General features: G+C 70.1%; 9 protein-coding genes. 3 read left to right on the plus strand and 6 right to left on the minus strand.

The genetic code is table 11. The features are described 5' to 3' along the window. Nucleotides 1–254: 254 nt before the first annotated feature. Nucleotides 255–971 carry a VIT1/CCC1 transporter family protein gene (locus QNJ12_RS21490; protein WP_300625829.1) on the plus strand — a complete coding sequence of 239 codons (717 nt, stop codon included), beginning with the start codon at nt 255–257 and terminating at the stop codon, nt 969–971. Here the strand turns inward: QNJ12_RS21490 and QNJ12_RS21495 are convergent. Both QNJ12_RS21495 and purE read right to left on the minus strand, forming a co-directional pair. Next, nucleotides 955–2,085 (minus strand): 5-(carboxyamino)imidazole ribonucleotide synthase, encoded by a 1,131-nt coding sequence (locus tag QNJ12_RS21495; protein ID WP_300625830.1) that lies wholly within the window; start codon nt 2,083–2,085, stop codon nt 955–957. The two genes, QNJ12_RS21490 and QNJ12_RS21495, sit on opposite strands and share 17 nt — an antisense overlap. A 7-nt stretch (nt 2,086–2,092) precedes the next feature. Continuing rightward, on the minus strand, nt 2,093–2,593 hold the full coding sequence (gene purE / locus QNJ12_RS21500) for a 5-(carboxyamino)imidazole ribonucleotide mutase (RefSeq protein ID WP_367281835.1): 501 nt from the start codon (nt 2,591–2,593) through the stop codon (nt 2,093–2,095). 62 nt (nt 2,594–2,655) lie between these two features. Between purE and QNJ12_RS21505 the strand changes: the two genes are divergently transcribed. Further along, a complete protein-coding gene (locus tag QNJ12_RS21505; protein WP_300625831.1) occupies nt 2,656–3,021 on the plus strand; it encodes a DUF2237 domain-containing protein in 366 nt (121 codons plus the stop codon). Nucleotides 3,022–3,080: 59 nt separating this feature from the next. Here the strand turns inward: QNJ12_RS21505 and bcp are convergent, their stop codons facing one another. Continuing rightward, complete coding sequence (bcp, locus tag QNJ12_RS21510) at nt 3,081–3,539, minus strand: thioredoxin-dependent thiol peroxidase (protein WP_300625832.1); 459 nt, start codon at nt 3,537–3,539, stop codon at nt 3,081–3,083. 85 nt (nt 3,540–3,624) lie between these two features. Between bcp and QNJ12_RS21515 the strand changes: the two genes are divergently transcribed. Continuing rightward, nucleotides 3,625–4,029: a DUF1801 domain-containing protein gene (locus QNJ12_RS21515; RefSeq protein WP_300625833.1), complete on the plus strand. Its 405-nt coding sequence runs from the start codon at nt 3,625–3,627 to the stop codon at nt 4,027–4,029. A gap of 134 nt (nt 4,030–4,163) precedes the next feature. Here the strand turns inward: QNJ12_RS21515 and QNJ12_RS21520 are convergent, their stop codons facing one another. The 3 genes from QNJ12_RS21520 to QNJ12_RS21530 form a co-directional block, all read right to left on the minus strand. After that, nucleotides 4,164–5,000, minus strand: a complete 837-nt coding sequence (locus QNJ12_RS21520) for an LLM class F420-dependent oxidoreductase (protein WP_300625835.1) — start codon at nt 4,998–5,000, stop codon at nt 4,164–4,166. A gap of 162 nt (nt 5,001–5,162) precedes the next feature. Continuing rightward, on the minus strand, nt 5,163–6,092 hold the full coding sequence (locus QNJ12_RS21525; RefSeq protein WP_300625837.1) for a nucleoside hydrolase: 930 nt from the start codon (nt 6,090–6,092) through the stop codon (nt 5,163–5,165). A 37-nt stretch (nt 6,093–6,129) separates the two neighbouring features. Beyond that, nucleotides 6,130–9,664, minus strand: a 3,535-nt coding sequence (locus tag QNJ12_RS21530; RefSeq protein WP_300625839.1) for an ExeM/NucH family extracellular endonuclease, incomplete at its 5' end; no start/stop codon positions are given.

A 9,664-nucleotide genomic window follows, 5' to 3' on the forward strand; every position in this document is an offset into this window, starting at 1 on the left:
AGCCCGACAACCCCGGCAACCCCGAGGCACCCGGCAAGCCCGACAACCCCGGGCAGAGCGGGAGCCCCGGCAAGCCCGACAAGCCCGAGCGGCCCGATGACGACGCAAGCGATGGCGGGAGCCACGGCGACGAGGGTGACGACGACGGCTGATGTCGTCGTCGTCACCGTCGGTCCGCCCGCGGCCTGCGACGCCGCCTCGAGCATCGTGACGTACGGGAGCGCGGCCTCGCGTGCACCGGTAATGTCGGGAAGGTGAGCCAACGCCCCCGTGAACCCCACACCGGGCACCGCTCGGTCTCCGGCGGGCTGGCCCGGGCGACGGTCTTCGGCGTCAGCGACGGCCTCGTGTCGAACGTCTCGCTGATCCTCGGGTTCGCCGGCGCCGGCGTCGACAACACCGTCGTCCGCCTCGCCGGCCTCGCCGGGGCCGTCGCGGGCGGCATCTCGATGGCCGCCGGCGAATGGGTCTCGGTCACGTCGCAGAACGATCTCATCGAGCGCGAGCTGGCGGTCGAGCGCCGAGAGCACGTGCACAACACCGAGCACGAGACCGAGGAGCTGGCGGCGATCTACGAGAGCCATGGCATGGGCAAGGAGCGCGCCGCTGCCGCGGCGGAAGAGGTCATGCAACGCCCCGAGAACGCTCTTGCCATTCACGCCCGCGAAGAGCTCGGCATCGACCCGCACAACCTGCCGTCCGCGTTGTGGGCTGCGGGCCTGTCGCTGGTCAGCTTCCTGTTCGGCGCGCTGCTGCCCGTGATCCCCTGGTACATCGGAGGTGGCGCTGGCGCGGCCTGGGCCTCGTTGTCGATCGGCGTCGTCGCCGCTGCTGGCGTCGGCGGTCTCGTCGGTCGGTTCGCCGAGCGGTCGGTGGGCGCATCGATCGCCCGGCAGGTGCTGATCGTGCTGGTCGCGTGCGGCGTCACCTACCTCATCGGCGAGCTCGTCGGCGTCAACCTCGGCGGGTGAGCGCCTGACGCGCCTGGAGCGCACGAACCTCGGCCTCCTCGGGCAACGCGCCCCAGGCCGTCACGTGGCCCATCTTGCGACCGGGGCGTGCTGCCCGCTTGCCGTAGAGATGGAGGGCGGTCTGCCCGCCGTCGAGCGCCGACGCCCAGTCGGGCTCGCCAGCGTCCCACAGGTCGCCGAGCAGGTTGACCATGGCCGCTGCCGGCCGGGTCATCGAGGTGTCGCCGAGCGCGAGACCACAGATCGCCCGGATCTGCTGTTCGAACTGGTTGGTCTGGGCGACGTCGAGCGTCCAGTGGCCGCTGTTGTGCGGGCGCGGCGCGAGCTCGTTGACGACGACGTCGCCGTCGACGACGAAGAACTCGACGGCGAGCACGCCGACGTAGGCCAGCGCGTCGGCGATCGTCATCGCCAACCCGACCGCACGGTCCGAGAGTCGCCGCCCGACGCGTGCCGGCACGATCGAGAGGTCGAGGATGCCGTCGACGTGGGTGTTCTCGGCGACCGGGTAGGCGGCGAAGCCACCGGTGGCACTGCGGGCCACCACGACGCTCAGCTCGGTCTGCAGCTGCAGCGCCCGCTCGAGCACACACGGCACCGAGCCGAGAGTCCGCCAGGCTGCCCGCATCTCGGACGCGTCGGCCACGAGTCGCTGACCCTTGCCGTCGTAGCCGAGCCGGGCGGTCTTGAGGATCGCCGGGTAGCCGACCGACGGATCAGCGTCCGCATCGTCGACGACGGCGAACGGCGCGACGGGCAGGCCGGCGTCGACGAGGAACCGCTTCTCGGCGATGCGGTCCTGCGCGACCGCGACCGCCTCGGGGGCGGGCGCGACCGACGTCCGGCGACGGAGCGCGTCGAGCGCTGCGGCGGGCGGGTTCTCGAACTCGGTGGTCACGACCTCGCTCTCGTCGCCCAGCCGGCGGAGCGCCTCGGCATCGTCGTAGTCGGCGACGAGGTGGAGATCGGCGATCGACCCGGCCGGCGCGTGAGGATCGGGCTCGAGCACGATCGTGCGGTAGCCCATCGTGCGCGCCGCCATCAGCGCGTATCGGCCGAGTTGCCCACCGCCGAGCATGCCGATGGTGGCGGGCGGCGCGATCGGTGTCGTCATCGAGCCGTCACTCCGGCGGCAGGGACGAGGCTGCCGCCTGATCGCGGCGTTCGGCCCGGTAGGCCAGCAAGGCGTCGGCCAGCGCCGGGTCGTCCGCGGCGAGGAGCGCCACCGCGAACAGCGCTGCGTTGGTGGCGCCGGCCTCGCCGATCGCGAACGTGGCGGTCGGGACACCGGCCGGCATCTGCACGATCGACAGCAGCGAGTCCTGGCCGGCGAGATGGCGGGATGCGACCGGGACGCCCAGGACCGGCACGATCGTCTTGGCCGCCAGCATGCCGGGCAGGTGGGCCGCTCCCCCGGCGCCCGCGATGATCGCCCGCAGACCTCGCTCGGCGGCGGCTTCGGCGTACGCGAACATCTCGTCGGGCATGCGGTGAGCGGAGACGACCCGGGCCTCGTGCGCGATGTCGAAGTCGGCGAGCACGTCGACGGCTCGGCTCATCGTCGGCCAATCGCTGGACGATCCCATCACGACGCCGACGACGGGCGTGCTCGCTGCGGCCATGGCGGCGAGCGTACCGGCCGGTCGATCATGGCAGCGGCACCGCGACGTGGTTCGATGGGGCCATGCGGCAGACCAACGTGCTCGGCTCCGAACTGCAGCCATGTTCCTTCGACCCGATGACCGGCTACTACCGCACCGGCTGCTGCGAGAACCGGGGCGACGACCCGGGGATGCACGTGGTGTGCTGCCGAGTCACCGACGACTTCCTCACGTTCTCGAAGGAGAACGGCAACGACCTCTCGACGCCGATGCCGCACTACGGCTTCGCCGGGCTCGAGGACGGTGATCAATGGTGCGTGTGCGCGGCGCGCTGGGCCGAGGCGCTCGCCGCCGGCCGGGCATGCCCGGTGGTGCTCGAGAGCACCCACGTGTCAGCGCTCGAGTTCGTCGACCTCGACGACCTGAAGGCGCACGCGATCACCGCCTGAGCGCGTGACCCGGCCAGTGGGACCCCAGCAGGGCCCGGGTCGCTGGTCGGGTCGGCGGCTCAGAGCTCGGCGAGCGCGTCGAGGAGCGCGGTCGGTGTGTCCTTCGGGCTGATCTTCGGCCAGGCTCGCAGGATCTTGCCGCCCTCGCCGACGAGGAACGCCGACCGCTGCACGCCCATGTACACCTTGCCGTAGTTCTTCTTCTCGACCCAGACGCCGTACTTCTCGGCGATGGCGTGGTCCTCGTCGCCGAGCAACGTGAAGCCGAGGTCGTGCTTGTCGTCGAACTTGCGGAGCTTCGCGGGCGTGTCCGGGCTGATGCCGATGATGACGGTGTCGCCGATGTCCGCCGCGATGTCGCGCAGGCCGCACGCCTGCGTCGTGCAGCCGGGCGTGTCGGCGCGTGGGTAGAAGTACACGAGGACCTTCCGGCCCCGCAGCGACGACAGGCGGACCTTGTCGCCGTGCTGGTCGGGCAGGGTGAACGCAGGCGCTGTCTTTCCTTCGGTCGCTGGCATGGCCGTTCACGCTACGCACCACCGCCGATGCGCGACAATCTCCGGAGGACACGGGACGAGCGGCGACGAGGGGTGATGAGGCGCCATGAAGATCGACACGGACACCATCGACGGGTTGTTCGCCGCGGCCGGTGACCGCGAGGCCGACCTGCGCGAGATCGACCGCCTCGTGACCGAAGCCGCCCCCGAGCTCGACCGGCGGCTCTTCCGCAGCCCGAGCATCACCATGATCGGCTACGGCGAGGTCCCGGGCGACCACGCCACCGAGCCAGGGTGGTGGCCCGTCGTCGGGTTGACCGTGCAGAAGCGTCATCTCGCGCTCTACGTGTCGGCCGAGCGCGACGGCGTGACGATCGCCGAGCACTACCGCGACCGGCTCGGCCGCACGAGCAACGGCAAGAGCTGCATCCGGTTCAGCCGCGCCGCGAACGTCGACGCCGAGCAGCTGACCGCCGCCGTCCGCGACGCGGTCGCGTGGTCGGGCGCCTGAGTCACCGATCACCGCACGGTCGCTTCCCCGACCCATGACGTCGACGACACGTGATGTCGCCGAACACGTGACTCCCGACACGTGACTCCTCGATGCGTGACAGCCCTCGCGCGTGACCGTGACGTCGGCAGCAGTCAGGTCATCAGTGACGCGCCGTGGGCGACTGCGGACAGCACCCTGTCGGGCTCGTCGGCCGGCAGCCAGAACACGACACGATCGACGCCAGCCTCGCGATAGCGCTCGACGATCTCGGGCCGCATCGGACAGCCGTAGATGCTGACCTCGATCGAGTCGGGGTCGCGGTCGGCCTCGTCGGCCATCTGGCGCAGCAGCGGCAGCTTCTCGAGCGGGTCGGCACGGCCATGGATCGGCATCCATCCGTCGCAGTACTCGACGATGTGGCGGAACGTGACGGGACCGCCGGCGCCGCCCATGATCACGGGCGGATGCGGCGTGGTCACCGGCTTGGGGTACGAGGCACTGGCCGAGAAGTCGACGTAGTCGCCGTGGAACTCGGCGTCGTCGGCGGTCCACAGCTCCTTGATCGCGAGGATCCGCTCACGGGCGGTCGAACGACGCTTCGCGGGGTCGGTGCCGTGATGCTCCATCTCGTCCTCGTTCCAGCCGACGCCGACGCCGAACAGGAAGCGGCCGTTCGAGAGCTGGTCGACGGACGCAGCCTGCTTCGCAGCGTTGATCGGATGGTGCTGGTTCACCAGGCAGATGCCGGTGCCGACCTTCAGGCGCTCGGTGGCGAGCGCCGCTGCCGTCAGCGAGACGAACGGGTCCATCGTTCGCCAGTACATGTCGGGCAGATCGCCGCCGCCCGGGTACGGCGTTCGTCGGCTGAGCGGGATGTGGGTGTGCTCGGCCACCCAGAACGATTCGAAGCCCGCCGCCTCGAGCTCGCCCGCGAGTGCGTCGGGACGGATCGTCTGGTCGGTCGGGAAGATCAGCGCGCCGAAGTGCATGGACGCACCGTAGAGAACCGGTCGCAGGCGGGTCGATCCGGCGTCGACCGGGGTCCCCGCAGCGACGGCCGGCGTCGACGGCCGGCGTCAACAGCGTCGACCAGCGGAGGCCCGGCATGTTCCCGACCTCGTGGCTGGTCGGCGCCACCTCGATGTCGGCGGTCAGGCGAGGGCGGATCGCAGCATCGTCAGGAACTTGGCGCGATCGGCGGCCGTGACGACCAGTGCGTTCGGCTCCTGACCCGTGAACCCGAGCAGATCCATCACCACCATGCCCCTGGTGAGCTCGCTCTCGGTCTCGACACGCAGGTTGAGACGGCGCGTCTCGGTGGCGACCGCGGGGTCGATCGCGAAGGCCATGGCGATCGGATCGGGCAGGTCGAAACCCGCCAGCTTCGTCTCGGTCGCGCAGAACTCCGCCACGACCCGCTGGATGTCGATGCAGAACTCGGCGACCGGCGTCCCGATCGAGCGGAGGTCGGCCGCCAGCTCGGGCTCGACCACGGCGTAGTAGCGCGAGATGTCCCAACCGACGAGCTCGCAGGCCAGCCCCGACGCGAGCACCGCATCGAACGCGTGCGGGTCGGCCCAGACGTTGAACTCCGCGGCGGGCGTGACGTTGCCGACGTGGTCGGCAGCGGCACCCATCACGACCGTGCGTGCCACCCGGGCCGGCAACGACGGGTCGCGCTCGAGCGCGCGGGCGATGTTGGTGAGCGGACCGAGCGTGACGAGCGTCAGCTCGCCCGCATGCTCGTGGGAGGTGGCGAGGAGGGCGTCGACGGCATGGCCCGCATCGGGCTCGCGGCCGGCCAGCGCGAGGCCGATGTCACCCATCCCGTCGCCGCCGTGCACGTTCTGCGCCGTGCCGAGCGGCAGCCGCAACGGCGCGGCCTCACCGGCGTACACGGGGACGTCGAGCCGGTCGCACAGCTCGCGCGTGTAGAGCGCATTCTGCACGGCCATGTCGAGCGGCACGTTGCCGGCGACCACGCCGACGCCGACCACGTCGATGTCGTGGCGACGCAGCGCCATCACGAGCGCGACGGCGTCGTCGCTGGCGGTGTCGGTGTCGATGAAGAACGGTCGCACGGCGGACCAACGTACCGCCGTGCGACCCGCTCACCGGTCAGTCGTCGTCATCACCGTCGTCGTCATCGTCATCGTCGTCGTCGTCATCGTCGTCGTCGTCGTCACCGCCGGCGAGGTCGACGTCCACCCAGACCAGCTTGTGATCCGAGCTCGGGAACGGGAACGTGCCCACGAGCGGGAACAGCGGGTCGGTCGTCTCGGGCCAGAACACGGCCGCGTCGGTGATCTTCAGGTTCCTGCTCGGCAGCACGTAGTCGACGCGCAGGTTGCCGGGCGCCGAGTCGTTGAAGTCGGCGGTGTCGAAGGCCGGGTCGCTGAGGTGCGCGGCGTTGATGCCGCCCTGCAGCAGCGCCTGCTCGGGGCCGCCGAGGCTCGACGGCGTCACCTTGGTGTTGACCTTCGAGTTGTCGAGCAACTGCTGGATCGCACCGGGGATGCTGTCGCCGTCGTTCGGGTCGGAGTTCTGATCGCCGGCGATGACGAAGCGCGCGCGGCGGTCGAGGCCGCCGGTGCCGCCGTCGTCGTCGTAGATGTAGGACGCCGTCGAACCGCCCGTGACGTAGTCGGCCCAGAACCTGATCTCGTCGTGGTTGCGGGTGCCGTTGCGGTCCTCGGGTCCGTCGAACACCGGCGGAGTCGGGTGGCTGACCAGGAAGTGGACCTCGTCGTCACCGATGGCGATCGGCACGTCCCAGTGGCTCTTGGACGACAGGCGGAACACGTCGAGCTCCTCCGGCGAGTAGAACGACGTGCCGGGCGGGTCCTCCGGCAGGAGGGCGCCGGGCATGTCCTTCCAGAGGAAGTTCTGGAAGGTGCGGATCTCGTCCTCGGCGATCGGGTGCATCGAGTACACGATCATCCCGAACTGCCCGGGGAAGAGCCCGAAGCCGAACGAGTCGTCGGCGTAGTCGAAGCTCCCCACCGGACCGCCGGTGTTGCCGTCGTTGTCGAGGTCGAAGCCCGACGGGATCCCCGTGTTCGAGGGCGCCGCATAGCGGAACGGGTACTCGACCGGGTCGGCCCCGCCCTGCGACACCGACAGGTAGTTGCGCTGGAACAGCGCTCCGGCGGCGCCGCTGGCGTCGAAGTCGAACTCGTTGACGAGCACGATCTCGGGGCGGTTGCGCTGGATGATCTCGGCGATCGTGGCCGGTTGCGCGCTGCCGGGCGTGGCCAGCTCGCGAGCGAGATCGCCGGCATTGCCTCGATTCAACGACGCGTTGTACGTCGCGAACCGTGCATCGTCGACCGCCCTCACGGCGTGGTGCCACGCCCCCCGGTAGTACAAGATCGCGACGGGGTCCCAACCGCGAGCCGCCGCATTGTCGGCCCACCTCATCCAGCGCTCGGCACGATCGATCTCGCGCTGGTCGCCACCGGTGGCGACGGCGATGTCGATCGCGTTCTGCGCCAGCTCGGCGTCGGCAGCGACGAGGCTGTCCGAGATCGCCGCCGCCTCCGGCACCGTGTAGCCGGCGATCCGCAGGTAGAGCGCGGCCCTGGCCTCGGCGACGAAGACCTTGTGGCCCTTGCCGGTGAGGTGGGCGTCGTCGACCCAGTAGCGCGGGTCCAGGCTGTCGTTGATGGCGTCGATCGCCCGTCCGACGAACCTGTCGGTCCAGCGGCTCCCGGTCGGCAGCAGCGCCTCGAGGTCGGCGACCGCCTTCTCCTTCATGCCCCGCGGGTCTTCCATGTCGAGACCGACGAGCACCGGATCGTGGTCGGATGCACGCCACTCGTCGGGCCGGTAGAGCGAGGCCTGGTAGTTCTGGTCGAGGTTGTAGTCGAGGCTGCGCGGCTCGTCGGCGTTGATGTGCCAGAAGGCCGCCCCGGTCACCTGGTCGGTCAGCGTGCCGTTCGACATCGCATGGTCGAGGTAGCCGCTCTGGCCGTTGAAGGTGAACGAGTAGTCGATGCCCTGGAACAGCTGGATCAGGTCGGCGTACCCGGCGTTCTCGAGCGCGACGATCGGGTCTTCCTGGGCGTAGGCGTTGAGGTCGCCGGTGATCAGGAAGTCGGGGTCGCCGCTGCCGGTCGGGTCGGTCGCCAACCAGTTGGCCTGGGCGATCGCCCCGTCGGTGCGGACGCCGTTGCAGTTGCCCTGCAGGTCGCCGGCGTCGGGGTCACCGACGTCGTCGCATGCGGAGCCCTTCGACTTGAGGTGGTTGACGGCCACCGTGAAGCGCTCGCCGGTGGCGTTCTCGTCGAACGTCTGGGCGAGCACGGCCCGGTTCTTGTCGTCGTTGAACAACGGGTCGACCGAGCTGTCGAGGATCGCGTAGTCGCCGACCGGCGTGACCTCCGCGGGCTGGTAGAGCAGCGCGACACGGATCGCGTCGTTGCCGACGCCGCCGGGCGTTGCGATGTAGTCGTAGGTGCCGGCGCCGGCGACAGCGTTCAGCCCGGCGACCAGGTCGGCCTCGGGCGTGTTGTCGGCTGCGTTCTCGATCTCCATGAGACCGAGCACCTCGGCGTCGAGCTCGACGATCGCATCGACGATCTTGTCGCGTTGACGCACGAGCTCGGCGGCGCTGTCGGCACCGCGGCACCCCTGATCTGCGTTCGGTCCGCAGATCGAGGCGCCGGTGTCGATCGTGGTGAAGTAGTTGAGCACGTTGAACGCGCCCACCTGGATCGTGCCGCCGACGTCGGGCGCCGGGTTGCGCTGGTTGACCCGGGTGAACGAGACCGGCGCGGTCGGGTGCACCTCGTAGGCGCCGAACGCGAAGCCGAGCACGCCGACGAGCCCGTCGACGGTGTCGCCGCGCCGCAGCGTGCCGTCGGCCGAGATGTACGGCGGCGGATCGAACGCCGGGTCGCTGCTCGACAGCGAGCTGCCGTCGTCGAGTTGCACCTGACTGCGGTTGTTGAGGTCCTGGAGCGCCAGGGCTGCGGCGCCCGGCGTCGTGACGTTGGTCGGGTTGTCGAGCACGCCACCGACGGACAGGGTGACCTCGCCGAAGCGGTGCCAGTTGCCGTTGTCGGTCGCGTAGAGGGTCTGGGCGAAGTCGACGCTCATGCCCTCGAACGGCTCGAGGTCGGTCTCGACGGGCAGCGTCGGCGTTGCCGCGCTGGCGCCGCCGACCTGGTCGGCGCACTCTGCGAGATCGGTGAGGTTCTCGAGCCGCGTGAGCCCGAACTCCTCGTCCACGTCGCCCTTGACGCGGACGACGTCGCCGAGGTCGACGTCGGCGAAGCCGTTGTCGAAGACGAAGATGCCCTCCGACGTCGTGGGATCGCCGTCGACGTCGGCGTCCTCTTCCTGGAGGAAGAAGCCCGACAGCTGGGTCGCCGTGTCCTGGAAGTCGCCGACGACGACACCTTCGATCACGTGCTGGACGCCCTCTTCGGGGCTGCTCGCGGCCGAGCCCTGGATCACGTGGATCCGCGTCTCGTTGCCGTCGCCGCACTCGCCGAACGGCGGGCCGACGGGACCACCGCCGCCACCTTGGGAGATGACCAGGTTCTGGAACGCGACCGCCTCGCTCCCACTGTCGAACGTCGCCGTCAACGTGACGGTCAACGTCGTACCAGTGCCCGAGATCGGCGCCGTGACGGTCTGCAAGTCGTCG

Origin of the sequence: Ilumatobacter sp. (genome assembly GCF_030065885.1) — a bacterium.
Lineage (GTDB): Bacteria > Actinomycetota > Acidimicrobiia > Acidimicrobiales > Ilumatobacteraceae > Ilumatobacter.

Coding starts and splice junctions, on each gene's coding strand:
- QNJ12_RS21495 (WP_300625830.1), bottom strand. CDS start 2,085: ATGACGACACCGATCGCGCCGCCCGCCACCATCGGCATGCTCGGCGGT.
- purE (WP_367281835.1), bottom strand. CDS start 2,593: ATGGCCGCAGCGAGCACGCCCGTCGTCGGCGTCGTGATGGGATCGTCC.
- QNJ12_RS21505 (WP_300625831.1), top strand. CDS start 2,656: ATGCGGCAGACCAACGTGCTCGGCTCCGAACTGCAGCCATGTTCCTTC.
- bcp (WP_300625832.1), bottom strand. CDS start 3,539: ATGCCAGCGACCGAAGGAAAGACAGCGCCTGCGTTCACCCTGCCCGAC.
- QNJ12_RS21515 (WP_300625833.1), top strand. CDS start 3,625: ATGAAGATCGACACGGACACCATCGACGGGTTGTTCGCCGCGGCCGGT.
- QNJ12_RS21520 (WP_300625835.1), bottom strand. CDS start 5,000: ATGCACTTCGGCGCGCTGATCTTCCCGACCGACCAGACGATCCGTCCC.